The organism is Nocardia sp. FBN12 (assembly GCF_054031145.1).
The window spans coordinates 6,693,272-6,719,038 of sequence record NZ_CM132926.1 but is presented as its reverse complement, the minus strand read 5'-3'; the positions used below and the strand labels follow the sequence as shown (position 1 = coordinate 6,719,038).

Sequence of the window (25,767 nt, the reverse complement as noted above, 5' to 3'; positions counted from 1 at the left end):
TGCGACAGAATTGGACCTGTGACTACGCCCCGCGATCCATCCGGTCCCGACCGTGGTCGCCGGGACGGTACTGCCGCCGACCCGCACCCCGGCTACGGGCAGTACCCGCCGCGCGCACCGCGCAAGGTCTTCCCCCGGCCCGAACGGCCGCTCCCCGCCGAGCCACCGACGGTCCGGTCGAGAAGCCTGTTCCATCGCAAACGCCCCGTCGACCCCGCCGCTCCGACCACTCCGGTCCCGAACGCGGACGAGCGGTCGAAGAGCCGGCAGGTTCCGCCGTTCGACGATCGGGGCCGTCCGCGCAGTGAACACGCCCGTGCCGAGCATCCGCAGAACCGCCCGATTCCGTCCACCGGTGATCGCCACGCGCCACGCGACGATCACCGGCACGGCGGGCTGTCGCGCGAGGAGCAATGGCGCGACGAGCCCGCACGGTCGAGCCCACCTCGTGACGACACCGGCCCGGATGGCACCCGCCCCTTCCCCCGCGGCGAAGATCCGTTCGACGATCAGATCCACCAGCGCGTCCCCCGCAAGCTCACCGTCACCCGGGTGGCCGCCATGCGCAGCCGCGAACTCACCGAACGCGGCATCGCCACCTTCCAGCGCGCCGCCAAGGCCGACGGCGCCGACCAGTCCGGCCTGACCGCGCTCACCTACGCCACGATGGCGAACTTCGCGCTCGACGCCGCGATCGCCGTCGCCCTGGCCAACACCCTGTTCTTCGCCAGCGCCACCGCCGAATCCAAAACCAAGGTGGCGCTGTACCTGCTGATCACCATCGCCCCGTTCGCGCTGATCGCGCCGCTGATCGGCCCGCTGCTCGACCGCCTGCAACGCGGTCGCAGGCTGGCACTGGCGACGACCTTCGGGCTGCGCGCGGGTTTCGCGCTGCTGTTGATCTTCAACATCGACACCTGGGGCCTGTATCCGCTGGCCCTGTGCATGATGGTCGGCTCGAAATCCTTCGCGGTGCTCAAGAGCGCGGTGACTCCGCGCGTGCTGCCACCGGATATCGACCTGGTTCGCACCAATTCCCGGCTGACCGTCTTCGGCCTGGTCGGCGGCACCATCGGCGCGGGCGCGCTGGCCGCGCTCGCCGCTCTGATCGCCGGTTCCACCGGCGCGTTGATCTTCGCGACCGGCATCGCCGTCGCCGGCGTGTTCCTCAGCTTGCGGATTCCGCGCTGGGTCGAGGTCACCGAAGGCGAGGTCCCCGCGACCCTCACCTATCACGGCCCTGACGCCCACACCGAGGTCATCCACCGCGGCCAGGAATCCTCAGTGCCGCCGCGGAAACGACGGCAGCCATTGGGCCGAGCCGTGGTCACCGGCCTGTGGGGCAACAGCGCGATCCGCGTGCTCACCGGCTTTCTCACCTTCTACATCGCCTTCGTCGCCAAGGGCTCGGGTGGCAGTCCCACCGAACAGGCGGCGATGCTCGGCCTGGTCGGCGCCGCGGCGGCCATCGGCAACTTCGGCGGCAACGCCACCGGTGCCCGGCTGCAATTGGGCAGGCCGTCGCCGGTGGTGCTCGGCTGCACCAGCGCGTGCGCGGTGGTCGCGCTGTTCGCGGCGTTCACCGGGAACCTGTTCGGCGCCGCCGTGGCCGCGCTGGTGGCCTCGGCGGCCAGCGCGCTCGCGAAGGTCTCGCTGGACGCCGCCATCCAGGACGACCTGCCGCCGGAGTCGATCGCGTCGGGCTTCGGCCGCTCGGAGACCGTGCTGCAATTGAGCTGGGTCGTCGGCGGGGCGGCCGGTGTGCTGATGCCGACCGACTACTGGAAGGGTTTCGCGTTGATCAGCGTGATCCTGCTGGTCGGTCTGCTCCAGACGTTCGTCAGCTACACCGGGCACTCGCTGCTACCGGGTATCGGCGGCAATCGCCCCCAGCATGTGGAGCAGGAAGTGCCCCACACCCACTCGAGAGGGACAGGAGACCCCACCTGGTGAGCAAGCTCAACGCTCGAACGATCGTCGCGCTGGTCGCGGCCGGACTGTTCGCGGTCGTCGCGGTGACCGCGGTGTGGGTGGGGGTGGCGGTATCGAAGGCGCCCGCGCACAGTCCGCAGCTCACCGCGTACGCGAACGGCACGGCCATCACCGTCGACCCGTTCATGTACTGCACGGTGCGGATGGAGGAATGCCGGTACGGCGAGACAGCGCCGCTGGAGGTCCCCGCCGGTGCACCCGTGCAGCTGTCGCTGCCCGACGCGGTCTCGCAGTCCCCCTGGCTCATCCAGCTGATCTACCAGCGCCCCAGCGGCGAACAGCTGGACCGGGTCCTCAGCTTCGCCGACTACCCGGACCGTGCGAGGGCACTCACCATCGAGTCGAAGCCGGAACCGGACCTGCGCCTGATCGGCATCGAAGTGCAGCTCCCGATCCTGGCCCGTGACATCGCCACCGGGCAGGAGAGCTACATCCCGCACGCCGCCTGGTCGATCGTCACGCCCGAGCCCGAGCCGCGCGAGTCCTGAGCCATAAACGAGACCGCCCCCGAACGAATGTTCGTTCGGGGGCCGGCTCAGCGTCCTTCCCCGCAAACCTCGAACACCTGAGCGCCGCTGTGTAAGTCCCTTTAGGGGCCCGCCCTGATCTGGACTGACCGAAGGGTGCGACGAAGGAGTGCCCGTAGGGAGGGAAGATCAGGGGCCCGAAGGGCCCCGCTCGAGCGCGCCAGCGCTCCAATAACTCAGTGATCGAGTTCGCGGGCCACGGCCCGCACGACCTCGGAAATACGCTGGGACATCTTGCGATCCGGGTACTTGCCCCGTCGCAGGTCCGGCTGCACGGTGCTCTCCAGCAGCGTGATCATGTCCTCGACCAGGCCGTGCAGCTCGTCAGGCGTCTTGCGCGGCCCGGCGTCCTTGCGCGCGGGCGCCTGCCCACGGTCACGATCGCGCACGACGGTCGGCGGCGCCTCGAGCACCGTCACGCTGAGCGCCTGCGGCCCTCGACGCCCGGCCGCCATGCCGAATTCGACGCGTTGTCCGGGCTTGAGCCCCTCGACACCGTCGGGCAGCGCGGACGAGCGCACATAGACGTCCTCGCCCTCGTCTTGAGACAGGAAGCCGAAGCCCTTCTCGACGTCGTACCACTTCACCCGGCCGGTCGGCACTGCGCTCACCCGTTCATCATTCGGCACCCGCGCCCTTGTGGCCCGGGTTACACAATCGTGCTTGTCGCGAAAAGAACGCGCCCCCCAACAAGGCGGGACGCGATGTGGTGCGAGTCTACCCCGGTGGCTATACCGCGAGCACATCAGTTTTACGGTTCACCCGTGACGAACTCATCCGAGCCGGCCTCGCCCGGTCCTCGACGCTCCGGCGATCGCCTCCTGCACGCGGCCCTGATCCTGTTCGGGATCGGGATTCTGGGGGTGATCGGAATCTTCGTGACGCCGATCGTGTCCGACAGCGATCCCGGGCTGTGGCTGTACGGCCTGGCGATGCTCGCGCCCGTCGGCTTCCTGCTCGCGCTGATATTCGCGCTGTGGTCGGGCCGACGCGCACGTTGATGCGTCAACCGATTACCCCTCGAAATCATCATCCCGCTAAACATGTGATCCTCATCACATAACAGCACGGTCACGAAGTGAGCGCACAGCCGTAGCGCACATTCGCCACGGCGACTACCTGCGCGGACACATCAGGGATCACCCTGAGACGACCCCGAGACCCACCGGGACCCGCCGGTTACCAAATAGTGACATTCGCCGCTGACCGTCGTACCGTTTCTCTCAGCCGGGGTAACCCCCGGAACCACCGGCCCGCCGCACCGAACCTCACCCCGCGGGTACCGGACCCCGATTGGAATCAAGGGATGAGGGCGGACCGGGAGACCTCTCAGTCCGGGCCACATGCAGGTGCGAACGAGAGGAAGAAACCCGATATGAGTGGACGCCACCGCAAGCCGACTTCCACCGGGCGCGCTGCTGCCAAGGTCGCCGTCACCGGCGCGATCTTCGGCACCGCAGCCGCAGCCCTCGCAGGAAACGCCAGCGCGGCCCCTGACTCCGACTGGGATCGCCTCGCACAGTGTGAAGCCGGCGGCAACTGGGGCATCAACACCGGCAACGGCTACCAGGGTGGGCTGCAGTTCTCGCCCTCCACCTGGACCGCACACGGTGGTGGCGAGTACGCCGCCTCCGCCAACCAGGCCACCCGCGAACAGCAGATCGTGGTCGCCGAAAAGGTTCTCGCTTCCCAGGGTTGGGGCGCTTGGCCCTCGTGCTCGTCCCAGCTGGGGCTGAGCAGTGGACCGTCCGAGCGTGTCGCCCCGTCGGCCCCGAGCTGGGCCCCGCAGGTCAACGTGCCGCAGGTGCAGGACCCGAGCGCCGAAGTGTTCTCGGCCGTCGACCGCGCACTCACCGTCGTGCAGCAGCAGGGCATCGCCGTGCCGCAGCAGGCTCTCGACTTCGTCAACTCCGCCAAGGGCGCTCCGCTCGACCCTGCCGTGATCGACTTCTTCCAGGCGAACAAGGGCCTCCTGCCCTCCTGATTCGCCCTCTGAATACAACAAGAGCCCGCATCCTCGAGGATGCGGGCTCTTGTCTTTCTCGTCCGAATTACACCCGGTTGATGGTGGTCTGGGGGTGCACGTACGGCAACGTTGCGGCCGGGACGGGAAACTCGGTGTCCTCACCGAAAGGCGAGAGATTACCGGCGCGGGTCGACGACAGTTCGGTCACGGCGTGCTCGCCGTCGGCCACCTCGGGCCAGCCGTTGTCGACGTAGGGTTTCTTCGATTTGTTCACCACGCGCTCATTCTGGCATATCGCGTTTATCGGCGGCTGGTGCCGCAAGTTCGAGGCGGCCGAGAACTGTAGGCTCGATCGGTGATCGCGACAGACTCTCTCGCCGATTGGCTCGGTGCGCGCACCGATGCCCAGCTGGTGAAATTGCTGCAGTTGCGGCCCGACCTGGCGGTGCCACTGCCCGCGTCGATGTCGGTGCTCGCGGTGCGCGCTCAGCAGCGCGCCTCGGTGTTGCGGGCCGCCGACGATCTGGACACGCTCGAGTTCGCGATCATCGAGGCGCTTACGGCCAATGAGGACGCCCGCACGATCGGCGCCGAACTCACGCCGCTGACTCGCAGCACCCTGCACGCGCAGCTCAAGGATCGCGTGACCAAGACCGCGTTCACCGCCGCGCTCACCCGTCTGCTCGATCGCGCCCTCGTCTGGCAGGTCGGCGACGACCTCGACCTGACACCCAGCGCCGCCGAGGCCCTGCCCTGGCCGCTCGGCGCGACGACAGCGCTCCCCGACGCCCTCACCGAGCCCGAAGTCACCGCCGCGCTGGCCACGGCGAGCCCGCCCGAACGCGCGCTGCTGGACAAACTCGCCACCACCGGCCCACGCGGTCGCACCAGGGACGCCGCGCCCGGCACCGACCCCGATCGGCCGGTACCGCGTCTGCTCGCCGCCCGGCTGCTGCACCGGATCGACGACGAGACGGTGGAATTGCCGGTCACCGTCGGCCAGATCCTGCGCGGCGAACCCGTCACCGACCCGCACGCCCTCGCCCCGCCCAAACCCGCGCTGGCGAAGAACTCCGCCACCGAGGTGAATGCCGTCGGCGCGGGCGAAGTCGGCGAGCTGCTGCGCGACGCGGGCGATCTGATCGACGCACTCGGCGCCCTGCCCGCCCCAGCCCTGCGCGCGGGCGGACTCGGCGTGCGCGAATTGCGCAGGCTGACCAAACAGACCGGCATCGACGAGCAGCGCACCGGCCTGCTGCTCGAATTGCTGGCCGCCGCGAAACTCGTCGAAAAGGGCCTGCCCGAACCGACACCCGACCTCGACTCCACCGACGACTTCTGGGCCCCGACGCCCGCCGCCGACGCCTGGCTCGACGCCCCGCCCGCTACCCGCTGGGTCACGCTCGCGCAGGCATGGCTGGAGCTGGACCGGATGCCGTGGATGATCGGGATGCGCGACGCCGCAGACAAGCCGATCGCGGCACTGTCGGCGGAGCTGCGCGTGCCGCACGCGGTGCGCGACCGCGCGTCGATCCTCGGCATGCTCGCCGAGTACCCGACCGGCACCGCGCTCACGCCAAGCGACATCGGCAAATTGCTCGCGTGGCGAATGCCGCGCCGCCGCAGGCACTTCCGCCTCGAAGCTGTCACCTCGACACTCGCCGAAGCCGCGGTCGTCGGCCTGCTCGGCCGTGGCGCGCTCGACTCCGCCGCCAGGGCCCTGCTGCACGGTTCCATCGCCGACGCCGAATCGGAAATGGCTGCGGCACTGCCGAAACCGGTCGACCACGTGCTGGTCCAGGCCGACCTGACCGTGATCGCCCCCGGCCCGCTGATCCCGGAACTGCGCGGCAAGATCGCCCTGGTGGCCGACGTCGAATCAGCGGGCGCCGCGACGGTGTACCGAGTCAGCGATGCCACCGTCCGCCGTGCGTTGGATGCCGGTCTCACCGCCGCCGAACTCCACGCCCTGTTCGCCACCCACTCGCGCACCCCCGTGCCGCAGTCGCTGACCTACCTGATCGACGACGTCGCCCGCCGCCACGGCCAACTCCGGGTAGGCATGGCCCAGTCCTTCCTCCGCAGCGACGACCCTGCCCTGCTGGCACAAGTCCTGGCCGCCCCCGTCGCCGAAACCCTGGCCCTGCGCGCCATCGCCCCCACCGTGGCGATCGCCCTCGCTCCGCTTGCCGAAATGCTCGACCAACTCCGCAAGGCAGGCTTCGCCCCCGCGGGCGAGGACTCCGGCGGCACGATCGTCGACCTGCGCCCCCGAGGCGCGCGGATCTCGGTCCGCCCCCTCGCCCGCAGGCCCTACCGCCCCACACCCCCGAACGACGACCAACTCTCCCAACTGGTCACCGAACTCCGCGCCGGCGAACGAGCCGCGGGCGCCCGCACCGGCCGCTCGGTCCGCACCGACGGCACCCGCACCGGCACCGCGGCCACCCTCGCCCTACTCCAACTGGCAGCGAGAGTAGGCCGCCCGGTGAACATCGGCTACGTAGACGCCCAGGGCGTAGCCACCCAACGGGTCGTGGAACCGCTGCGGGTGGGCAACGGCCAACTCGACGCCGTAGACCCGGTCAGCGGCGCGACCCGCCACTTCACCCTCCACCGAATCGCCTCGGTAGCCCTCCTCGATTAGGGCTTTGCCATGCAGAAGGTCGTCTTCGGATCGGGAACGGTCCGGAACTGCGTCGCGTCCGCCCCGCACAGCAGCTCGTCGGTCTCCCCGTCGATCCGCTTGACCACCTTGAACGAAGCCTCCGGCGCAGTGCAGGCAACAGACTCCGCGGGCCGCTTCCCCGCATCCGCGTAACAGCTGCCCTCGGCGAAGTTCGGAGCCAAGCACAGCGTGTTCTTCGCGTCCCCCACAGTCCCGGTGAACGCGGCATTGTCGGCAGCGCAGTCCGCGCCCAGCTTCACGATCCGGTAGTTCGACTTCGCCGACGAGCAGTCGCCCACCGTCGCCTTCATCGCGTCGGCAGCGTTGTCACTGACCTCCACACACGACCCCACCGCGACAGCATCGGCCGACGTCGCATCCGCCGACGAGCACGAAACCACCGCACCGACCAGCGCCATCGCGGCCACCGGCCCGAGCACGATCCGCGCCAACAGTCGCTTCTCTGGGAAAATCACTGAAAACCTCACTCACCGAACGGTTCAGGGCGAATACAACCGCCGGTGACGATACCCAAGTGCCCCGCGTCCGCGCTCCCCCGTTACGCAACCTGTCTACCATCACAAAGATGACCCTCGACGACGTCGCAGGCGAGCTGTACGCACTCGACCCCGGCGACTTCGTGTCGACCCGCGCCGAGCGCGCCGCCCAGGCCCGCGCCGACGGCGATCGCGACCTGGCCAAGGCCATCACGGCCCTGCGCAAACCCACGGTCGCCGCCTGGACGGTGAACCTCTTGTCCCGCCACGCACCGCAGGAGATCGCCGCCCTGCTCGATCTCGGCGACGCGCTGCGGTCGGCCCAGCGCCAGCTCTCCGGCGACAAGTTGCGCGCCCTCGGCACCCAGCGTCAGCAGGTCGTGAACGCGATGACCAAGCGCGCCGCCGAACTGGCCGCCGAACACGAGCGCCCGGCGAGCGAGCAGGTGCTCCGCGAGGTCGGGCAGACCCTGACCGCGGCGCTGGCCGACCCCGATGTCGCCGACCTTGTCCGCGCCGGAGTGCTGCCGACCACCGTCACCTATGACGGCTTCGGCCCGGCCGGCCTGGTCGCGATCACCGGTGGAAAGGCCATCCCCAAGCGCCCGAGCAAACCCCGGCCGTCCTCGAAAGACACCGAAGCCGAGCGCCGCGCCGCGGCTCGACAGGAACTCGACGACGCCGAATCCGGCCTGGCGGCAGCCACTACCGATCGCGATGAAGCCGAAGCCGCTGCCGCACAGGCCAAGTCGGAACTCGATGCGATCGAGAACCGGATCGCCGACCTGCGCACCGAACTCGAACACGCCGAACAGCAACGTCACTTCGCGCACACCGCAGAACACCGAGCGCGCGGCGAATTCACCGCAGCGCGTAGTCAATTCGATCGCATGCAGCGCTGGGTCGAGCGGGCGCGCGCTCGGCTCACCGACGATTAGGGGTGCAGCGTGCCCGGGTAGAGGAACGCGTCGCGCGGCGGCCTTGTCCCATCGAGCCATTCGGCCAGGAACTCGGTGAGCGGCATCGAGGTCCGGCTCTGCAAGAACGTCCGGAACTCCGGCATCGACGCGTGCCCGTCGCGGTGGGCGTTCACGAAATCCCTGATCGCCGTGAAGAACACATCCTCACCGATCAACTTGCGCAGCGCGTGCAGAAACAGCGGGCCGCGGTAGTAGACGGACGTGAACTCGTCGCCCACACCGGGGGCGGCCAGCGCGATCTTCCAGAACTTGGGCTCATCAAGGTATTTCGCGACGGTTTCGCGGTATTCGGCATCCACATCGGCGTGGTCGATCCGCTCGGGCCACAGGTAGTCGGCGGTGTAGCTGGCGAAGCACTCGTTGAGGCAGATGTCGGACCACTGGCGCACCGACATCGTGTCACCCCACCACTGGTGAGCCAGCTCGTGCACCACGGTGTTCAGATCGGCCCACGGCGCGTAGATCGGCCGGGTCTGGGTCTCCAGCGAGAACGGCAGCTTAGTGTCCACGTAGATCCCGCCCGCCACATCGAAGGGATAAGGGCCGTACAGGTTCTCGAGGAAGTCGAGGATCTCGGGCAGCCGCTGCTCGTCTTCGCGATTCTCGTCGGATTCCGGCGCGAACGCGCTCAGCACCGCGGTCCCGTTCGCGCGCCGCTGCTCGAGGAAGGTGAAGTGGTCCACGGCGACTGTGGTCAGGTAGCCGATCGTGGGCTGACGCGTTTCCCAGGTGGTGTGCAGCCGGCCGTCGCGCACCACGTGCTCGGTGCGATCACCGGTCGACATGACTTCCCAGTCGGCGGGGACCGTGGCGTGCAGCGTGAAGGTCGCCTTGTCCAAGGGGGTGTCGTTGAGCGGATACCAGGTGCTGGCGCTGTGCGGCTCGCCGACAGCGAACGCGCCACCGCTTGGCGCGTGGGTCCAGCCCTCGCCCTCGGTATCGGCGGCCTCGCCCGCGTAGTCGACGATGATCCGCATCGGCAGGCCGGGCGGCAGGGGTAGCAGCGGCGTGACGACCAGCTCGTGCTCGGCGTCGCGCGCGAACCCCGCAGGCAGGCCGTTCACCGTCACCATCAGCACCTCGGGACCGCTGTAGTCGAGGTTGAACCGGGCCAGCGGCTGGGTTACCCGGCCGTCGATGCGGGCGGTGCCGCGCAGGTGGTGATCGCCTGGTTCGTAGTCGATCGACACGTCGTAGTGGGTGACGTCGTAGCCACCGTTGCCATCGAGCGGATAGTACGGATCCCACAGCCCCGGAGCCCCGATCAACGCCGAATCCGCCGCTACCGGACGCACTCCCACCGCCAGCAACGCCACCACCACACACAACCCGGCCGACCATCGCATGTCGAAGACACCTTTCGCCGACCGGATCGCGCGGACCTGACCATCGTCGCAGGCGTATGCCGCGGACCCTAACAGGCCGAGCACGGCAAGCCTGTCCACCCGGTCGGCGCGACAGAGGTACGCCTAGCCCAGATCGGAGGGCAGGTGCTGTGGGTCGAGCAGAAGTCGTTTGGTCGCCGTGCGTTTCACCCGGGAAGCCAGCGCCAGATTCTCCGCGAGCAGCCGCCATTCGACCTCGTTGATGGCAGCACACGCCGCCTCGATCACCGCGTCGTCGCGGGTACCCCAGGCGATCGGCATGGCGGTGACCAGTTGCCAGCGTTCGCCGACCTGCCTAGGGGCGCTGTCGGTGCGCACCGCGACGGCGGGCACGCGCTCGCCCGGGCGCGGCGCGTGTCCCGGCAGCGTGCGGACCTTGCGGGTGATCAGCGCCCAACTTCGTACCGGCGCAGCGGGTTCGGCGATATCGACCAGGGCGAGCAAGACGATGGCGCCCGGCTCGGCATCGCTGACGACGGCGGGGATCAGCACGCCGTCGTGATAGAGCTTTTCGATACTGGAGCGGTGCGGGGTCCACAACGCCACCCACAGCGCGATGCCCGCGACCAGCACGCACACCACCGCGAGCAGAAACCCCCACGCCTGCCCACTCCACACCAGCGCCACCGTGGCCGCGACGGCGAGCCCGGCGACCAACAGTGCCACCAGGCGCAGCCTGCGCAACCCGGTGAACGTCTCGTTCACCGCATGAGCGTGTTCTCGGTCGACCACGAATTCGAAGCGGCGCACGCCTTCCTTCCTAGCACAAGTTGCGGAGGAGTTGCCTCCACTTATCTGCCGAGAGGTTCACACATCGCACGCTACCCCCCTTTGACCTGGCGAACAGTGCTACACGCCGTCTCCGATGGGCGGACCGAGCAGGTCGTCGGCGTCGACGATGCGGTAGGCATAGCCCTGCTCGGCGAGGAAGCGCTGGCGGTGCGCGGCGTATTCGGCGTCGAGGGTGTCGCGCGCGACCACCGAGTAGAAGTGCGCCTGTCCCCCATCCTGTTTCGGCCGCAGCAGGCGGCCGAGGCGCTGAGCCTCTTCCTGACGCGAACCGAAGGTGCCCGAAACCTGCACCGCCACAGACGCTTCCGGCAGGTCGATGGAGAAGTTGGCGACCTTGCTCACCACCAGCACCGGAATCTCGCCGGCCCGGAAGGCGTCGAACAGTGCCTCGCGCTCCCGGTTCTTGGTGGCGCCGGTGATGACCGGGGCGTTCAGGTCGGCGCCGAGTTCGTCGAGCTGGTCCAGGTAGGCGCCGATCACCAGGGTGGGGGCGCCCTCGTGGCGGGCAAGAATGGACTCGACCACCGGGATCTTGGTGCGCGCGGTGGAGCACAGCTTGTAGCGCTCCTCCGGCTCGGCGGTGGCGTAGGCCATCCGCTCGGCGTCGGTGAGCGTCACCCGCACCTCGACGCAGTCGGCGGGGGCGATCCAGCCCTGCGCCTCGATGTCCTTCCACGGCGCGTCGTAGCGCTTCGGGCCGATCAGCGAGAACACGTCGCCCTCGCGGCCGTCCTCACGGACGAGGGTGGCGGTGAGGCCGAGCCTGCGCCGCGACTGCAGGTCGGCGGTCATCCGGAAGACCGGCGCGGGCAGCAGGTGCACCTCGTCGTAGATCACCAGGCCCCAATCGCGGCTGTCGAACAGCTCGAGGTGCTTGTACTCGCCCTTCGTTTTCCGGGTGATCACCTGGTAGGTGGCGATGGTGACCGGACGGATCTCCTTGCGCTCGCCGGAGTATTCGCCGATCTCCTCCTCGGTGAGCGTGGTCCGCGCCAGCAACTCGCGCCGCCACTGCCTGCCCGCCACGGTATTCGTGACCAGGATCAGCGTCGTCGCCTTCGCCTTGGCCATCGCGGCCGCGCCGACCATCGTCTTGCCCGCGCCACACGGCAGCACGACCACCCCGGAACCGCCCGCCCAGAACGAGTCGGCGGCCATCTCCTGGTAGTCGCGCAGGTGCCATTTGCCCTCGGTGTAGTCGAGGCCGATGTCGTGCGCCTCGCCGTCGACATAGCCGGCGAGATCCTCCGCGGGCCAGCCGATCTTCAGCAGCATCTGCTTGATGTGGCCGCGCTCGGACGGATGCACGATCACGGTGTCGTCGTCGATGCGAGCGCCAAGCATCGGCGCGATCTTCTTGTGCCGCAGCACCTCCGCGAGCACCGCGCGGTCCAGGCTCACCAAGCAGAGGCCGTGCGCGGGATGTTTCACCAACTGCAATCGGCCGTAGCGGCCCATCGTGTCGACGATGTCGACGAGCAGCGGCTGCGGCACGGCATAGCGCGAGAAGTTCACCAGCGCGTCGACGACCTGCTCGGCATCGTGGCCCGCCGCGCGGGCATTCCAGAGCGCAAGCGGGGTGATCCGATAGGTGTGCATGTGCTCGGGCGCCCGCTCCAGCTCCGCGAACGGGGCAATGGCCTGGCGCGCGTTGCCTGCCAGCTCGTGGTCGATCTCGAGCAGCAGGGTCTTGTCGCTCTGCACGATCAAAGGACCGTCGGTCACACGTTGCTCCTGTGTTTGTCGGCGGCTGGCGCCGCGGGTTTTCGGCCTCGTCACCCCGGATCCGAGGGGCGATACTTCGGCTTCGCCGTTACGTCTCGCCCCTCGGATCCGGGGCGGCCGAAAACGTGGGGGTTGGGCTGGGAGTCCGTAGGTGGACTCGTCAGGTGCGACGTTTCACTCGCGACAGTTGGTTCTTTGTGGTCGGCGGCCCGGGATTCGGCCTCGTTGTCCCGTGCGGGGACGTGGGTCGTGGTGGGGGCCCTTGTCGATTGTACGGACCGATACCGACAGGGTCGGGGTGGTCTTCCCGGGTCCAGCGGGTGCTGACTGGACCGCGACAATCTTCTCCTGCCCGGGGAAACTCAGTGCATGCTTCAGACGACGGCGGTTCTCGGGGTCGCGGCGGCGGCGCTCGGCATGGTGCTGACGCCGGGGCCGAACATGATGTATCTGGTCTCGCGCACCGTCGCACAGGGGCGCCGGGCGGGGATGATCTCGCTGCTGGGGGTCGCGGCGGGGTTCGGGGTGTATCTGATGGCGGCCGCGGCGGGAATCACAGCGGTGTTCGCGGTCGTACCCGGTTTGTACATGGCGGTGAAGCTGGCGGGGGCGGCGTATCTGCTGTGGCTGGCGTGGCAGGCGATCCGCCCGGGCGGGGTCTCGGTGTTCGCACCCGCCGACCTACCGCACGATCCCGCGCGGCGCCTGTTCACGATGGGGTTGGCCACCAACCTGCTCAATCCGAAGATCGCGATCATGTACATGGCACTGATCCCCCAGTTCGTCGACCCTGATCGCGGTGCGCTCTGGTTGCAGAGCCTGTCGCTCGGCGCGGTCCAGATCTCCGTCGCCCTCACCGTCAACGCACTGATCGTGCTCGGCGCCGCGGGCCTGGCCACCTTCCTCGCCGCCCGCCCCCGGTGGCTGCGCATCCAGCGCTACCTCATGGGCACCGCACTGGGCACCATCGCCGTCCTCCTCGCCACCGACAAGGCCCGCCCCACCCCAGCCTGACGCCGCCGCCCGCTCACTTCCGGGGGCACGTGTCTTTCCCGCCCCAGATCACCGACCCCCGCACCCGCACATGTCACGCTGCTCCGGACAGTCGGAGCGAAAGGAGCGTGCCGTGAGCATGGGGATGCTGATAGAGGTCGTGGCGGCGGGCCCCTTGGCCACAGAGCTCGATTCAGCGGTGACAGCGGTGCACCGCAGCGGCGAGATGATGGGTGTGATCTCCTTCGCGGCCTCGGGCGCACTGGTCGCCGTGCGCAAACGCCTCGATCTGTTCGGGATGGTCGTCCTTGCGTGCGCGACCGCGCTCGGTGGCGGCATCGTGCGTGACCTGCTGATCGGGCGAACTCCCCCGGCCGCGTTCACCGACCTCACGTATCTGTCCGCATCGATGCTGACCGCGCTGGTCCTCTACTTCATCGCACCATCGCGCCGACTCACCAAAGGTCCCCTCGAAATCGCCGACGCGATCGGACTCGGGCTGTTCTGCGTCACCGGGACCGTGATCGCCGACTCGGCGGGGCTCGGAGCACCCACCGCCGCCCTGCTCGGCATGACGACCGCCATCGGTGGCGGGGTGATTCGCGATGTCCTCAGCGGCGAGGTACCCAGCGTCCTGCGCCCGGACCAGGACCTCTACGCGATCCCGGCCCTGTTCGGCGCGGCCGCGACCGCCGCACTGCTGTCGTTCGACCTGTACCAAGCGTGGACGGGACTGCTCGCCGCCGCGGGGGCGGTGGGGTTCCGGCTGCTGGCGCGGCATTATCAGTGGCACGCTCCGCTGGCCCGGCACGCGCGTGACTGATCGGCGGGCATGTCCCGCCCCATCGGATGTCACCGCACCGGGATACCGACCCGTAGGCGACGCACTCCTTCGTCGATCGTCTCGTCGCGTTTGCTGAAGGTGAAGCGCACCAGGTGTTTCCAGTCGCCGGGATGGTCGGCGAAGACGCTGACCGGCACTGCCACCACGCCGAGGCGCGCGGGGAGCTCGCGGCAGAACGTCAGCCCGTCCTCGGCGCCGAGCGGCCGGATATCGGCGCAGACGAAATAGCCGCCGTCACTGGATGACACCGTGAACCCGGTGTCGCGCAACGCCTGCGAGAGACGTACCCGCTTGGCCGCGAGTTCGTCGCGCTGCGCGTGCACCCAGTCGAGTTCTTCGTTGATCGCGTGGGCGACCGCGGGCTGGAACGGCCCGCCGCCGACGAAGGTGAGGAACTGCTTGGCCGCGAGCACACCGTCGAGCAGCGGCGCGGGCGCGCAGGCCCAGCCGATCTTCCAGCCGGTGACATTGAAAGTCTTCGCGGCACTGGACACCACGATGGTCCGCTCGCGCATTCCCGGGAGCGTGGCGAGGCTGATGTGTTCGGTGCCGTCGTAGACGAGGTGCTCGTAGACCTCGTCGGTCAGCACCAGCAGATCGTGCTCGACAGCCAACTCGGCGATCGCGGTGAGGTCGGCACGGTCGAGCACCGACCCGGTGGGGTTGTGTGGCGAATTGATCAGCAGCATGCGGGTTTTCGGTGTGATCGCGGCTCGAAGGCTGTCCAGGTCGAGCACGAATCGGTCGCCGTCGGGCACCAGGCGGGCCGTCCGCCGCCGCGCGCCGGCGAGGGCGATCGCGGCGGGGTAGGAGTCGTAGTACGGCTCGATCAGCACTACCTCCTGGCCCGGCTCCACCAGGCCGAGCACGGCGGCGCTGATCGCTTCGGTCGCGCCGACGGTCACCAGGATCTCGGTGGCCGGGTCGTAGGCGGTGCCGTAGCGGCGGGCCCGGTCGTCGGCGATCGCCTGGCGTAGCACCGGCATCCCGCGGCCGGGCGGGTACTGGTTCAGCCCGTCGGCGATGGCCGCGCGCGCCACCTCGAGCATGCCGGCGGGCCCGTCGGTATCGGGAAAGCCTTGGCCCAGATTCACGGCGTCGTGGCGGACGGCCAGCTCGGTCATCTCGGCGAAGATGGTCGATCCGAACGGGCGCAAACGGGCGACGGTGGGCGGCACAGGCGGCATCTTCGCAGCGTAGCCCACTGTTCAACGGCGTTGCCGAACGATAGCGAACACGCATGTTTCACAAACGTTTTCCCTTGTTGACCTGGGCTATTGTGCGTTTCCCCAACCTCAGCTAGCCTCGCCGTGTTCTACCTCACACACCACAGCGTGGTGGTATATCGAAAGGGGCTCACATGGCCTCACCTCTGCTCGACTTCATCCTGCAACCGGCTGCGTCGGAGGTAGCCGGTTCGGCCCTGCGATTCATCCGCGAACAGCTGTTCGCCGGCCAGATCGTCGACATGTTCACCGGTTCGGCGACGCCGGACAACAACATGGGTTCCTCGACCGGCGACCACAACCTCGGTTCGTCGACCGGCGATCACAACTGGGGATCCACCTACCCGTAAACCAGCGAACCGCTGACCCTCCGCGCGGGGGTCAGCGGCGGCGGGCGCCGGACAGTTTCGCTACGTTGGCGAAATCGTAAGTGGCCCAGATCTTTCCGTCTCGCACCACGAAGGCGAGGACCCGCACCGGTCGGCCGAACGGCGAGTTCGGGTCGATGATCACCAGTCCCGATTGCCCGTTCACCGTTGCGGCGCCCAATTCCAGGCCGGGTTCCTCCTGATGCTTGCGCCACAGACCGAGCGCCAAGCGGGCGACCTTGTCTTGTCCGGCAACAACGTTCAACGCCGTCTTGGTGGTACCGCCCGCATCGGCGGTGAATGTCGTGTCCGGGTGCAGTGTCGCGGCCACCGCGGCGACATCGCCGGTAGCGAGGGCAGCGAGAAATCTCCGCACGGCCAGATCGTGCACATCGTCGGCGACCGGTTCCGGCGCCCGAGCGGCCGCCCGGCGCGCACGCACCGCCAATTGCCTTGCCGCATCGGCGGAAACACCGAGGATGTCGGCGATCTCGTCGAACGGCACCCCCAGCCCTTCGTGCAGCACCAGTGCCACTCGCTGCTGCGGCGTCAACGCGTCGAGCACCACCATCGCCGCCAGCCGGCTGTCCTGATCGCGCACCACCACGTCCAAGGGATCCGGGGTGCGCGAGGACGACCCCACCGACACGATGGGTTCCGGAAGCCACTGCCCCACATAGGTTTCGCGGCGCACGGCGGCACTTCGCAAGTGATCGAGGCAGATTCGGGTGACCACCGTCGTCAGCCAGGCGCGCAGATCGTCGATCTCGGACTGGTGCACCCCGGCCATCCGCAGCCAGCTCTCCTGCACCGCGTCCTCGGCGTCGCCGACGCTGCCGGTGAGCCGGTAGGCGACCGAAAGTAAATGCGTTCGATGCGATTCGAACAAGTCGGCGAGAAACGGGGAGACCATCGATCCAGATCCTACGGAAGGCCCCGCCCGGCTCCGCCCCACGGGTCGGCACCGGTGATTCTCCGCACGCCACCTCGTCTGTACTACTACTGCCAACATCACGAAGGACGGCGTCACGTGAGTACATCCGAGGTTGTGCTGAAAGGAATCGTGTTCGGCGAGTCACCGCGCTGGCACGACGGTCGACTGTGGTTCGCGGACTGGGGCGCGAACCAGGTGATCGTCGTCGACGGCCACGATGCCGAGGTCGTCGCCCAGGTCCCGTCGTTTCCGATGTGCATCGACTTTCTGCCCGACGGGCGGTTGGTGATCGTCGACTCCGCGGCCCGGCGCCTGCTGCGTCGCGAACCCGACGGGTCGCTGGTGGCCTACGCCGACCTTTCGCCGGTGTCGGACAAGCCGTGGAACGACATCGTCATCGACGAGGGCGGCAACGCCTACGTCAACAGCATCGGCTTCGATTTCCCCGGTGGGGAGTTCGTCCCCGGATTCATCGTGCGGATCACCCCGGAAGGTGCGGTGCGCCGGGTCGCGGACGGGCTCGCCTTTCCCAACGGCATGGCGATCACCCCCGACGGTGCGACGCTGATCGTGGCCGAGTCGTACGCGAATCAACTCACCGCCTACGACATCGCGGCCGACGGCGAGCTGAGCAATCGGCGCGTGTGGGCGGCGACTCCCGGCGATCACCCCGACGGGATCTGCCTCGATACCGACGGTCAGGTCTGGTACGCGGATGTGGGCAATCAGCATTGTGTCCGGGTCCGTGCGGGCGGCGAGGTGACGGAGCGGGTCGAGCTCGACCGTGGAGCGTTCGCATGCACGCTCAGCCGGGACGGGGATCCGCGGTTGTATGTCGTCGGACAGAGCTGGGGCGAGGCCGAAGCCGCCGGACCGACCGGACAGGTCGTGGTCTTCCCCGCGCCCGCATCAGGTGCGGGAAGGCCGTGAAAATGCGGCGAGATTTTCGGCGCCGACTGTCAAGATGACCGGATGTACGAGCACACGCTCACCGACGGCACGGTCTGGCTCACCCGCCCGACCGCGGCCGATATCGACCGCATCGTCGAGTGCTGTCAGGACCCCGAAGTGCAGCGCTGGACCACGATCCCCGTCCCGTATCACCGCGGCGACGCCGAGGAATTCCTCGACCGTCTAGTCGCCCCCGGCTGGGCGGACAACGCGCCGGTCTGGGCGGTCCGCACCGCCGAGGACGGCCGGGTCGAGGGCATGATCGGCCTGCATACCCGCGGGCCAGGAGCGTGTGAGGTCGGCTTCTGGCTCACTGCCGGTCACCGCGGTCGCGGCCTGATGTCGCGCGCCATCACCCTGGTCTGCGAGTTCGGTTTCGCACCGGACGGCCTCGCGCTGGACCGGATCATGTGGCGCGCGATCGTCGGCAACATCCCCTCGGCCGCCGCCGCGCGCCGCAACGGCTTTCACTTCGAGGGCGTGGCCCGCTCGGGCGGGGTCCAGCGCGGCACCCGTGTCGACGAATGGGTCGCGGCGCGGCTGCCCGCCGATCCCGCCGGCGTCGGCGACGGTTGGCCGGCACTGGCCGGGCGCGCGCATGGCCGATGACGCGCGGTTCGACTGGTTCGCCGACACCATGGGGGTGCGGGCGGGTGAGCGTGTACTCGAGCTGGGGCCCGGGTCCGGTGCGTCGCTGACGCGGCTCGCGGCCCGGCTGGGGAACGGGCGGATCGTCGGGGTCGACCGCTCGGCGACCGCGCTCGCGCAAGCCGAACGCCGCTGCGCAGCGGAGATCGCCGCCGGACAGGTTCGCCTGGTCGAAGGCGAGATCGGCACGGTGCGGGCCGACCGATTGCTCGACGAACTCGAGCCTGGGCAGCGCTTCGACCTGGTCTTCGCGGTCAACGTCAACCTGTTCTGGACCGGCCCCGCCACAGCCGCCTGGTCGACGATCCGCGAATGCCTCGCCCCCGACGGCCGCATCTGGCTCTGCTACGGCTACGGCACGCCCAACAGCCCCACCCCGCGCACCGCGCAACTCGCCGACCGCTGCGCCGCCGCCGGCTACCACTGCTCAACAGTCACCACCGACAACCTCGTGGCCGCCCGAGCGACGCCGGTCACCTGACGATCGAGACCGTGTGGTGGGCAGTCAGTTCGGGCGGTTGGCGGCTCGGCGAGCTGTTCCCCGGTGGGCGGGGACAGTGGTGGGGTCCTCGGGCCAGGCGTGTTTGGGATAGCGGCCGCGGAGGTCGGCACGGACTTGGGGCCAGCCGGTTTTCCAGAAGGAGGCCAGGTCGGCGGTGACGGCGACAGGGCGTTGGGCCGGGGAGAGCAGGTGCAGCAGGATCCGGGCGCGGCCGTCGGCGAGGGTGGGTGGCTCGGTCCAGCCGAAGATCTCCTGGACCTTGACCGCGAGGATCGGCTGATCGGCGGAGTAGTCGAGGCGAACGCGACTACCGGAGGGGACTTCCAGCCGTTCCGGAGCCAGCTCGTCCAGGCGTGTGGCGGTGGGCCACGGGAGCAGCCGGCGCAGGGCCGCCCCTGCGTCGATGCGGGTGAGGTCGGAGCGGCGGCGGGCAGTGGACAGTTCGGGGCCGAGCCAGGTGCCGAGGTCGCCGAGGAGTGCCTCGTCGTCGACAGCGGGCCAAGGATCGCCCAGGGTGCGGTGCAGGAAGTCGAGACGTTGACGCAGGCCGCGAGCGTCATCGTTCCACCGCAGCAGATCCAGCCCCTCGTCTCGAAGGCCTTGTCGCACGGCCTGTTCCACCAGAGCCTGGTCGGGATGACGTAATGCCTTCTCCGACAAGATGATCGCGCCCAATCGTGCCACCCGTCGCGCCACCACATCACCCCCGTCCCACCGCACCTCGTCCGCCACGACCACCAACCCTGGCGCGGCTTCGCGAGCGAGATCCTCATCAGCGATGGCCGCCAACCGAATTCGCCCCTCGGCCCGGCCCGGATCACGATCAGCGACCGCCACCGCGAGCCATTCCGCCGCGGCCAGGCCCGACCCGGCAGGCAAGGTCACCGCGGTACCGCCCGCCATGAGATACGTGGACGACCCGCTCGACCGCCGTCGAGCCAACCGCTCCGGCTGCGCCAGCGCGATCAACAGCGCCGCGACATCCGTTCCACCGTCACCACTCGCGTTCCCGACCTCGCCGACGACACGATCCCGGCGACCCGGCCTGCCTGCCACCGAGCCGGTGATCGCCGAGTCCGGCAGGTCCGGCGAGACATCAGCCTTCGGGCCATCGACGCTCGACCGGTCGCGTCGCCCCACCCGCGACGGCGTATCAGCCTGCGCGCCGTCGACGGACTGGCGGTCGGGGTTGTCGCCGGTTGTCGTGCTGGTGACGAGTCGCGTCAGGCGTTGGACTTCGCGGGACCAGCGGGGTGGGCGTTCGGAACGGAGGGCGCGCAGGGCCGCGGTCGCGTCGACGGTGCCGGCGAGGGAGTCGTCGTCCATCAGGACCACCATTTCGGCGGCGGCTTTCGCGCCGACTCGGGCGGTGCCGTCGAGCAGCGCGCGGGCGAGGCGAGGGTGGAGGCCGAGGGCGGCCATGGCCTTGCCGCGCGGGGTGATGCGGTCGGCTTCGTCGAGGGCGCCGAGGGCTCGCAGGACGGTTCGGGCCGCGGCGAGGCCGCCCGCCGGTGGAGCGTCCCACCAGGCGAGGCCGGTGCCGTCGGGGGTGCCCCAACAGGCCAATTCCAGTGCGAGACGGGTGAGTTCGGCGGTGCGGATTTCGGGTTCGGGGTAGGCGGGCAGGGTTTGGTGTTCGTATTCGGGCCAGCAGCGCCAGGCGTGGCCGGGGGCTTCGCGGCCCGCGCGGCCTGCGCGCTGCTCGGCTACCGCGGCCGAAACACGCACTGTCGCAAGGCCGGACAGTCCGCGTCGGTGATCGACGCGGGAAACCCGGGACAGGCCGGAGTCGACCACCGCGCGCACACCGGGGACGGTGAGGCTGGATTCGGCTACGGCAGTGGACAATACGACTCGCCGTCGCGTTCCCGGCCGGAGCGCGAGATCCTGGGCCGCACCGGCGAGTCTGCCGTGCAACGGCACCACATCGACATCGAGGTCGCGCAGCAACCCGGCCGTGCGGTTGATCTCGCCGACACCGGGCAGGAAGACGAGCACATCACCGTCGATGGTGGCCAGCGCACTGCGAGTAGCCCGCGCGACCTGTGCTTCGATCCGTTCGCGGGGCTGGGCGGGCACGTAGTCGACCTCGACCGGATACGTCCGCCCGCGCACCTCCAGAACCGGTGCACGCGACCTGTCGACCAATAGCACCCGCTGCGCCGAACTCTCGTCAGCCCGGTCGGCTTCGGCACCGAGGACACCCGGCCCAGCCGGAGTTCCGGCTCCGTCCCCATCGATGACACCCTGCCCGGTCCCTCCGGTGCCGAGCAGGTGGGCCAGTCGATCCGCGGCCACTGTCGCCGAGGTCGCCAGCACCCGCAGGTCCGGCCGCAACCCCGACCGCGCGTCGAGCAACAGCGCCAGCAGCAGATCAGCGTCCAGGTGCCGCTCGTGGCATTCGTCGAGTATCACCGTGCCGACCCCGGCCAACTCCGGATCGCTCTGCAACCGCCGCACCAGCAACCCCGAGGTCACCACCTCGATCCGCGTCCCCGGCCCCACCTTCCGATCCCCCCGCACCGCATAGCCCACGGTCTCCCCGACCCGCTCCCCCAGCAACGCCGCCATCCGCGCCGCCGCCGCCCGCGCCGCCAACCGCCGAGGCTCAGCCACCACGATGCGCCCCGCCGACCCGGCCGCCAGCGCCAACGGCACCAACGTGGTCTTGCCGGTGCCCGGCGGCGCGACCAGCACCGCGACACCATGCTCGGCCAGCGTCGCGGTGATCCGCGCCAGCGCCGGTCGCACGGGAAGATCGGGAAGTTCGGGAAGCTTCATCGTCGACCAGTCTGCCGCGCCGTGGCCAGAACCCAGCTACCGGCCGAAGACCGTCGCACCCAAACTTCGTAGTTGACCTGCGCAAGAAGTATCTCTAGCATGTAGCTACCAACCCAGTCCTCACGTAGGGCTGGGTCTTTTTTTGCCCGATTGGCAGCCGGTCGGGCAGCGGAGCGCTCGTTCACACTGCAACTTCAGTGGGGGAATTATGCGGGTCGGCGTGTACATCGATGCTTTCAACTTGTACTACGGCATGCGGGGAATCTGCGGTCGTGGAACTTCTGGCTGGCGCTGGCTCGATGTGCGCGCCGTTGCAGAATCACTGTGCGGTTGGCAGGGGTCGACCGTTCACCGCGTGGTCTACTGCACGGCGCGAGTCGATCCGAAAGACAACCCGGACGCGCATCGCGATCAGAGTGTGTACCTGAACGCGATACAGGCCAACGGCTCCATCGACGTCCTCGAGTTGGGGCGCTATGTGGCGTGGCCGAAGTCAGCGCCACTCGCACGCGCGAACAAGTCCGGCCAGGCCGAGCTTGTCGTCGCGGACGGAAAGCAACAGTGGTCGTCAGATCTGCCGATCCGCCTCGCCACCAACCCGAATGGCGACGATGTGCTGATGGCGACGGTGCGAATGCGGGAAGAGAAGGGCTCCGACGTCAACGTGGCCACCCACTTGCTCACCGATGTGTTCTGCGGGCAGGTAGACGCTGCGATCGTGATCTCCAATGATTCCGATCTCGCATTGCCATTGCACACCGCTCGACAGCGGGTGCCGGTCGGGACTGTGAATCCCAGCTCACGGCAACTCGCTGGCGCATTGCGCGGCACCGCGACGGAAGGCGCAGGCAGGCACTGGTGGGCACGGCTGTCCGCCCAGCACTATTACGCGTCTCAGCTCGCAAATCCCGTCGATGGCCACTGGCGAAAACCGACTGGCTGGTAGTTGTGCGGGCCCCGGAATCCGGGGCCCGCACTGTCGATCGAACGAACTACCCGCGGCGTGCGGCCACGGCGTCGGCCAAACGGTCGAGCTGGGTGGCGGTGGTGTTCCAGTCGATGCACGCGTCGGTGATGGACTGGCCGTAGGTCAGGTCGTCGGCCTTGCCGAGGGTCAGGTCCTGGCGGCCCGCGACGAGGAACGACTCCAGCATCACGCCGACCACGCCCTGCTCGCCGGCGGCGATGCGGTCGGCGATGTCGGTGACGACGTCGACCTGCTTGTTGTGGTCCTTGTTGCTGTTGCCGTGGCTGGCGTCGACGACCAGGCGCTGGGCCAGCGACGACTTCTCCAGGCGCAGCTTGGCCTCGGCGCAGGACGCGGCGTCGAAATTGGTGCCGTTGCTGCCGCCGCGCAGGATGACGTGGCAGTCGGGGTTGCCCGAGGTGCGGATCAGCGCGGAGCGACCGTCGAGGTCGGTGCCGGGGAAGACGTGGCTGGCCGCCGCGGCGCGCACACCGTCGACCGCGACCTGCACGTCACCGTCGGTGCCGTTCTTGATGCCCACCGGCATCGACAGCGCCGAGGACAGCTGCCGGTGCACCTGGCTGGCGGCGGTGCGGGCACCGATCGCGCCGTAGGAGACCAGGTCGGCGATGTACTGCGGGGTGATGGGGTCGAGGAACTCGCACGCGACCGGCAGGCCGAGGGCGGTGATGTCGACGAGCACCTTGCGGCCGATGCCGAGGCCGGTGTTCACGTCGAACGAGCCGTCCAGGTGCGGATCGTTGATCAGACCCTTCCAGCCCAACGTGGTGCGCGGCTTCTCGAAGTACACGCGCATCACGATGTGCAGCCGGTCGCTCAGCTCGGCGGCCTTCTCGGCCAGCTTGCGGGCGTATTCCAGCGCGGCGGCTGGGTCGTGCACCGAGCACGGGCCGACGATCACCATGAGGCGGTCGTCGTCGCCGTTGAGCACGTCGACGGTGGCCTTGCGGCCCGAACGAACGGTGTCGGCGAGGGCGTCGGTGATCTGGTGGACCATGCGGACCTCGGCGGGCGAGCGCAGGGGGCTCACGCTGAGGGTGCGCTGGTCGTCGAGATCAGAATGCCGCGAGTCGACATCGGCTGCGGTGGTCATGATGTGGGTCCTTTGCGTTAAGAGGCCGACCCACGGAAATCGCTACCGTCGAGCCGGGCGTTATCCGGCTCGAGGTGGAGGAAGTCAGCGCGCAGGGTCGCAGACCGGCCCACCCAGGGCCGGATAGCTAAACCAGAAATATGCGCGCTGCATGCCGTGGACTGTACCACCGGTAAAACGCCGAAAGGTGAGCCATGGTTGCCCGAAGTGTGGACCGTCACATCCAGACGGCTCGAACCGAGGCCTTGACCTCAACCTTGCTCGAGCTCCTAGCGTCGGTGGTCGAGGAAAGGAAATCGACTGTGACAACACTTGTTTCGGGCGCGACCGCCGACTACGTGATCGGCTGGTACGCGGAGTCGAGTCCCGAGTCGTACACCGTCGACCCGACGGTGGAACAGGTGCTCGGCCGACCCGCGCGCACCTTCGCGCAGTGGGCGGCCGAGCACGGACACCGGTTCGGTTGATCAGCTCCACTGACCGGGAACGTAGTCGCCGGCGGGCGTGTGGGCGATGGCGTTGAGGCGGTTCCAGGCATTGATGATCGCGATGGCGCCGATCAGGGCCGCGATCTGGTCGTCGTCGTAGTGCTTGCGGACCTGGTCGAAGGTGTCGTCGGAGACGTGGCCGCCGTCGGCGGTGCGGGTCGCTTCCTCGGTGAGGGCGAGGGCGGCCCGTTCCGCCTCGGTGAAGACGTTCGCCTCTCGCCAGGCGGCGACCAGGTTGATCCGCACCGAGGTTTCGCCCGCGTGGGCGGCGTCCTTGGTGTGCATGTCGACGCAGTAGCTGCAGCCGTTGATCTGCGAAGCCCGGATCTTCACCAGTTCATGGGTGGCCTTGGGCAGTGGCGAATCGTCGATGACCTTGCCCACCATGATCATTCGCTTGCTGAAGCTCGCGGCGATGGCGTTGCCGTAGAGGTTGAAGCGCGCTTCCATGATGACTCCTTCGTCGTGGGTTCCACTCAGACGACGAGACAGCCGGGCACGGTGTGACATCGGCGCGTGTGACGCCGATCACCGAATCAGATCAGCCCGCAGAGCTTCTCGGAGAGCTCCCACAGTTCGGCGGCGACCTTGCGATCCTTCGCCGCGGGCGCACTGCCCGCGCGGGCCGGGTTGCCGCGCAGGCCGAGGAAACCGTCGGGGCCGTAGAACGCGCCGGGCACCACATCGGCGGTGGCGGCGAACAGCGTGGGCAACGCGCCCGCTTCGGCGGTGGGGGCGAGCAGGCGATTGCCCAGCCACATGATCGCGTCCTGGATGGACTCGGTGTGCGACATGAGCTCGGTCGCGGCGTAGCCCGGATGCGCGGCCACCGAGATCACCGCGGCGCCCTCACCCGCCAGGCGACGCTGGAGTTCATCGGCGAACATCAGGTTGGCCAGCTTGGACTGGCCGTAGGCGAGCCAGCGGTCGTAGCGGCGCTGCTCCCAGTTGGGGTCGGCCAGATCGATCTTGCCGATGCGGTGCGCGACGCTCGACACCGTCACCACGCGATCGGTGATGCGGTCCAGCAGCAGGTTGGTGAGCGCGAAGTGGCCGAGATGATTTGTGCCGAACTGCATTTCGAAACCATCGGCGGTGCGGTGCAGCGGTAGCGCCATCACACCGGCGTTGTTGATCAGCACGTCGACGCGCTCGATCGAGTCGGTGAAAGTCCGCACCGAATTCAGGTTCGCCAGATCGAGTTCGCGAACCTCGGTCTCGCCACGCATCCCCGCGGCCACCCGCTCGGCCTTGGCGATATCGCGACAGGCCAGGATCACCCGCGCCCCCGCCTCCGCCAGCGCACGCGCGGTGGCGGCGCCGATACCGCTGTTGGCACCGGTCACGATGACGGTGCGGCCGGTCTGGTCGGGCAGGTCAGCGATAGTCCACTTGCTCACTGCCGGAAGTGTAGCGACG

26 protein-coding genes are annotated in these 25,767 nt (G+C 68.8%); 14 read left to right on the top strand and 12 right to left on the bottom strand.

Translation table 11 applies throughout. From position 1 onward, the window contains the following. The first annotated feature begins 18 nt into the window (after positions 1-18). Both ACWZHB_RS31720 and ACWZHB_RS31715 read left to right on the top strand, forming a co-directional pair. A complete protein-coding gene (locus ACWZHB_RS31720; protein WP_427905396.1) occupies positions 19-1,953 on the top strand; it encodes an MFS transporter in 1,935 nt (644 codons plus the stop codon). Continuing rightward, the gene (locus tag ACWZHB_RS31715) at positions 1,950-2,480 is read left to right on the top strand and encodes a DUF2771 domain-containing protein (RefSeq protein ID WP_427905395.1); all 531 of its coding nucleotides are present in this window, start codon (positions 1,950-1,952) and stop codon (positions 2,478-2,480) included. The genes ACWZHB_RS31720 and ACWZHB_RS31715 overlap by 4 nt, the downstream gene beginning before the upstream one ends. A 215-nt stretch (positions 2,481-2,695) precedes the next feature. Here the strand turns inward: ACWZHB_RS31715 and ACWZHB_RS31710 are convergent, their stop codons facing one another. Continuing rightward, on the bottom strand, positions 2,696-3,121 hold the full coding sequence (locus ACWZHB_RS31710) for a cold-shock protein (RefSeq protein WP_410874538.1): 426 nt from the start codon (positions 3,119-3,121) through the stop codon (positions 2,696-2,698). Between the two features lie 162 nt (positions 3,122-3,283). Between ACWZHB_RS31710 and ACWZHB_RS31705 the strand changes: the two genes are divergently transcribed. Both ACWZHB_RS31705 and ACWZHB_RS31700 read left to right on the top strand, forming a co-directional pair. Continuing rightward, positions 3,284-3,520, top strand: coding sequence for a hypothetical protein (locus tag ACWZHB_RS31705; RefSeq protein WP_427905394.1), 237 nt, complete (start codon positions 3,284-3,286; stop codon positions 3,518-3,520). A 374-nt stretch (positions 3,521-3,894) separates the two neighbouring features. Then, positions 3,895-4,503 (top strand): transglycosylase family protein, encoded by a 609-nt coding sequence (locus ACWZHB_RS31700; RefSeq protein WP_427905393.1) that lies wholly within the window; start codon positions 3,895-3,897, stop codon positions 4,501-4,503. Positions 4,504-4,570: 67 nt separating this feature from the next. Here ACWZHB_RS31700 and ACWZHB_RS31695 read toward each other — a convergent pair whose 3' ends face one another. Next, positions 4,571-4,762 (bottom strand): hypothetical protein, encoded by a 192-nt coding sequence (locus ACWZHB_RS31695; RefSeq protein WP_056818634.1) that lies wholly within the window; start codon positions 4,760-4,762, stop codon positions 4,571-4,573. A 78-nt stretch (positions 4,763-4,840) separates the two neighbouring features. Between ACWZHB_RS31695 and ACWZHB_RS31690 the strand changes: the two genes are divergently transcribed. Continuing rightward, on the top strand, positions 4,841-7,132 hold the full coding sequence (locus ACWZHB_RS31690) for a helicase-associated domain-containing protein (protein ID WP_427905392.1): 2,292 nt from the start codon (positions 4,841-4,843) through the stop codon (positions 7,130-7,132). Here ACWZHB_RS31690 and ACWZHB_RS31685 read toward each other — a convergent pair. Beyond that, a complete protein-coding gene (locus ACWZHB_RS31685; protein WP_427905391.1) occupies positions 7,129-7,629 on the bottom strand; it encodes an LppU/SCO3897 family protein in 501 nt (166 codons plus the stop codon). The genes ACWZHB_RS31690 and ACWZHB_RS31685 overlap by 4 nt on opposite strands. Positions 7,630-7,739: 110 nt before the next feature. Here ACWZHB_RS31685 and ACWZHB_RS31680 point away from each other — a divergent pair, with 110 nt between their 5' ends. Beyond that, entirely contained in the window at positions 7,740-8,588 is an 849-nt protein-coding gene (locus ACWZHB_RS31680) for a hypothetical protein (RefSeq protein WP_427905390.1), read from the top strand. Here ACWZHB_RS31680 and ACWZHB_RS31675 read toward each other — a convergent pair. From ACWZHB_RS31675 to ACWZHB_RS31665, 3 genes are all read right to left on the bottom strand, one after another. Then, a complete protein-coding gene (locus tag ACWZHB_RS31675; protein ID WP_427905389.1) occupies positions 8,585-9,976 on the bottom strand; it encodes a M1 family metallopeptidase in 1,392 nt (463 codons plus the stop codon). The genes ACWZHB_RS31680 and ACWZHB_RS31675 overlap by 4 nt on opposite strands. Before the next feature lie 123 nt (positions 9,977-10,099). Next, a complete protein-coding gene (locus ACWZHB_RS31670) occupies positions 10,100-10,765 on the bottom strand; it encodes a DUF3239 domain-containing protein (RefSeq protein WP_427905388.1) in 666 nt (221 codons plus the stop codon). Between the two features lie 99 nt (positions 10,766-10,864). Further along, positions 10,865-12,532, bottom strand: coding sequence for a DNA repair helicase XPB (locus ACWZHB_RS31665; protein ID WP_427905387.1), 1,668 nt, complete (start codon positions 12,530-12,532; stop codon positions 10,865-10,867). 369 nt (positions 12,533-12,901) lie between these two features. On the opposite strand from ACWZHB_RS31665, the gene ACWZHB_RS31660 reads away from it, so the two are divergent. Together ACWZHB_RS31660 and ACWZHB_RS31655 are read left to right on the top strand one after the other, a co-directional pair. After that, a complete protein-coding gene (locus ACWZHB_RS31660) occupies positions 12,902-13,546 on the top strand; it encodes a LysE family translocator (RefSeq protein WP_427905386.1) in 645 nt (214 codons plus the stop codon). Between the two features lie 118 nt (positions 13,547-13,664). After that, positions 13,665-14,348: a trimeric intracellular cation channel family protein gene (locus tag ACWZHB_RS31655; RefSeq protein ID WP_427909366.1), complete on the top strand. Its 684-nt coding sequence runs from the start codon at positions 13,665-13,667 to the stop codon at positions 14,346-14,348. A gap of 29 nt (positions 14,349-14,377) precedes the next feature. Here ACWZHB_RS31655 and ACWZHB_RS31650 read toward each other — a convergent pair whose 3' ends face one another. Next, the gene (locus ACWZHB_RS31650; RefSeq protein ID WP_427905385.1) at positions 14,378-15,556 is read right to left on the bottom strand and encodes a pyridoxal phosphate-dependent aminotransferase; all 1,179 of its coding nucleotides are present in this window, start codon (positions 15,554-15,556) and stop codon (positions 14,378-14,380) included. A 173-nt stretch (positions 15,557-15,729) separates the two neighbouring features. Here ACWZHB_RS31650 and ACWZHB_RS31645 point away from each other — a divergent pair, with 173 nt between their 5' ends. Next, positions 15,730-15,945 carry a hypothetical protein gene (locus tag ACWZHB_RS31645; RefSeq protein ID WP_427905384.1) on the top strand — a complete coding sequence of 72 codons (216 nt, stop codon included), beginning with the start codon at positions 15,730-15,732 and terminating at the stop codon, positions 15,943-15,945. 31 nt (positions 15,946-15,976) lie between these two features. Here the strand turns inward: ACWZHB_RS31645 and sigJ are convergent, their stop codons facing one another. After that, complete coding sequence (sigJ, locus tag ACWZHB_RS31640; protein ID WP_427905383.1) at positions 15,977-16,876, bottom strand: RNA polymerase sigma factor SigJ; 900 nt, start codon at positions 16,874-16,876, stop codon at positions 15,977-15,979. 117 nt (positions 16,877-16,993) lie between these two features. Here sigJ and ACWZHB_RS31635 point away from each other — a divergent pair, with 117 nt between their 5' ends. Genes ACWZHB_RS31635 through ACWZHB_RS31625 form a run of 3 tightly spaced genes read left to right on the top strand, consistent with a single transcriptional unit; the run spans position 16,994 to position 18,977 of the window. Continuing rightward, on the top strand, positions 16,994-17,827 hold the full coding sequence (locus tag ACWZHB_RS31635) for an SMP-30/gluconolactonase/LRE family protein (protein ID WP_427905382.1): 834 nt from the start codon (positions 16,994-16,996) through the stop codon (positions 17,825-17,827). 42 nt (positions 17,828-17,869) lie between these two features. Next, positions 17,870-18,457 (top strand): GNAT family N-acetyltransferase, encoded by a 588-nt coding sequence (locus ACWZHB_RS31630; RefSeq protein WP_427905381.1) that lies wholly within the window; start codon positions 17,870-17,872, stop codon positions 18,455-18,457. Continuing rightward, on the top strand, positions 18,447-18,977 hold the full coding sequence (locus tag ACWZHB_RS31625; RefSeq protein ID WP_427905380.1) for an SAM-dependent methyltransferase: 531 nt from the start codon (positions 18,447-18,449) through the stop codon (positions 18,975-18,977). The genes ACWZHB_RS31630 and ACWZHB_RS31625 overlap by 11 nt, the downstream gene beginning before the upstream one ends. A 24-nt stretch (positions 18,978-19,001) precedes the next feature. Here the strand turns inward: ACWZHB_RS31625 and ACWZHB_RS31620 are convergent, their stop codons facing one another. Beyond that, complete coding sequence (locus ACWZHB_RS31620) at positions 19,002-21,779, bottom strand: ATP-dependent RNA helicase (RefSeq protein WP_427905379.1); 2,778 nt, start codon at positions 21,777-21,779, stop codon at positions 19,002-19,004. A 355-nt stretch (positions 21,780-22,134) separates the two neighbouring features. On the opposite strand from ACWZHB_RS31620, the gene ACWZHB_RS31615 reads away from it, so the two are divergent. Then, on the top strand, positions 22,135-22,725 hold the full coding sequence (locus tag ACWZHB_RS31615; RefSeq protein WP_427905378.1) for a PIN domain-containing protein: 591 nt from the start codon (positions 22,135-22,137) through the stop codon (positions 22,723-22,725). 46 nt (positions 22,726-22,771) lie between these two features. Here the strand turns inward: ACWZHB_RS31615 and ACWZHB_RS31610 are convergent, their stop codons facing one another. Further along, positions 22,772-23,860 (bottom strand): 3-deoxy-7-phosphoheptulonate synthase, encoded by a 1,089-nt coding sequence (locus ACWZHB_RS31610; protein ID WP_056818663.1) that lies wholly within the window; start codon positions 23,858-23,860, stop codon positions 22,772-22,774. A gap of 302 nt (positions 23,861-24,162) precedes the next feature. On the opposite strand from ACWZHB_RS31610, the gene ACWZHB_RS31605 reads away from it, so the two are divergent. Further along, entirely contained in the window at positions 24,163-24,327 is a 165-nt protein-coding gene (locus ACWZHB_RS31605) for a hypothetical protein (protein WP_427905377.1), read from the top strand. Here the strand turns inward: ACWZHB_RS31605 and ACWZHB_RS31600 are convergent, their stop codons facing one another. Beyond that, positions 24,328-24,798: a carboxymuconolactone decarboxylase family protein gene (locus ACWZHB_RS31600; protein ID WP_427905376.1), complete on the bottom strand. Its 471-nt coding sequence runs from the start codon at positions 24,796-24,798 to the stop codon at positions 24,328-24,330. Positions 24,799-24,884: 86 nt separating this feature from the next. Next, positions 24,885-25,748: an oxidoreductase gene (locus ACWZHB_RS31595; RefSeq protein WP_427905375.1), complete on the bottom strand. Its 864-nt coding sequence runs from the start codon at positions 25,746-25,748 to the stop codon at positions 24,885-24,887. Positions 25,749-25,767: the final 19 nt, after the last annotated feature.

What these genes read in the sequence shown, in the direction of transcription:
- ACWZHB_RS31660 (WP_427905386.1), top strand. Translation starts at nt 12,902, where the DNA reads ATGCTTCAGACGACGGCGGTTCTCGGGGTCGCGGCGGCGGCGCTCGGC.
- sigJ (WP_427905383.1), bottom strand. Translation starts at nt 16,876, where the DNA reads ATGGTCTCCCCGTTTCTCGCCGACTTGTTCGAATCGCATCGAACGCAT.
- ACWZHB_RS31620 (WP_427905379.1), bottom strand. Translation starts at nt 21,779, where the DNA reads ATGAAGCTTCCCGAACTTCCCGATCTTCCCGTGCGACCGGCGCTGGCG.
- ACWZHB_RS31655 (WP_427909366.1), top strand. Translation starts at nt 13,665, where the DNA reads ATGGGGATGCTGATAGAGGTCGTGGCGGCGGGCCCCTTGGCCACAGAG.
- ACWZHB_RS31625 (WP_427905380.1), top strand. Translation starts at nt 18,447, where the DNA reads ATGGCCGATGACGCGCGGTTCGACTGGTTCGCCGACACCATGGGGGTG.
- ACWZHB_RS31600 (WP_427905376.1), bottom strand. Translation starts at nt 24,798, where the DNA reads ATGGAAGCGCGCTTCAACCTCTACGGCAACGCCATCGCCGCGAGCTTC.
- ACWZHB_RS31680 (WP_427905390.1), top strand. Translation starts at nt 7,740, where the DNA reads ATGACCCTCGACGACGTCGCAGGCGAGCTGTACGCACTCGACCCCGGC.
- ACWZHB_RS31645 (WP_427905384.1), top strand. Translation starts at nt 15,730, where the DNA reads ATGGCCTCACCTCTGCTCGACTTCATCCTGCAACCGGCTGCGTCGGAG.
- ACWZHB_RS31650 (WP_427905385.1), bottom strand. Translation starts at nt 15,556, where the DNA reads ATGCCGCCTGTGCCGCCCACCGTCGCCCGTTTGCGCCCGTTCGGATCG.
- ACWZHB_RS31700 (WP_427905393.1), top strand. Translation starts at nt 3,895, where the DNA reads ATGAGTGGACGCCACCGCAAGCCGACTTCCACCGGGCGCGCTGCTGCC.
- ACWZHB_RS31675 (WP_427905389.1), bottom strand. Translation starts at nt 9,976, where the DNA reads ATGCGATGGTCGGCCGGGTTGTGTGTGGTGGTGGCGTTGCTGGCGGTG.
- ACWZHB_RS31610 (WP_056818663.1), bottom strand. Translation starts at nt 23,860, where the DNA reads ATGACCACCGCAGCCGATGTCGACTCGCGGCATTCTGATCTCGACGAC.
- ACWZHB_RS31630 (WP_427905381.1), top strand. Translation starts at nt 17,870, where the DNA reads ATGTACGAGCACACGCTCACCGACGGCACGGTCTGGCTCACCCGCCCG.